Genomic DNA, 251 nt, shown 5'->3' with positions numbered 1-251 from the left:
TGAGCGCCACCGGCATCGACAAGGTCCGCGACTGGATCCTCGGCCGTCACCCCGGCCGCACCGAACTCGCCCCCGACGTCAACATCATCGAGAGCCGCCTCGTCGACTCGCTCGCCTTCGTCGAGCTCGTCTACACGATCGAGGACGCGGCCGGCATCGAGATCGACTTCGACACCATCGACATCGAGGACTTCCAGTCCCTCGCCACCATCCAGAAGGCGTTCTTCGCCTGAGCCCGAGGAGGGACCACC

General features: G+C 65.7%; 1 protein-coding gene. It reads left to right on the top strand.

Annotation, left to right across the window (positions count from 1 at the left end):
* Positions 1-233, top strand: a 233-nt coding sequence (locus PUR71_RS09210) for an acyl carrier protein (protein WP_329925925.1), incomplete at its 5' end; no start/stop codon positions are given.
* Positions 234-251 lie beyond the last annotated feature (18 nt).

The sequence above is a fragment of the Streptomyces sp. SP17BM10 genome (genome assembly GCF_036322405.1).
GTDB lineage: Bacteria > Actinomycetota > Actinomycetes > Streptomycetales > Streptomycetaceae > Kitasatospora.
This window is presented reverse-complemented; position numbering and strand designations above follow the sequence as displayed.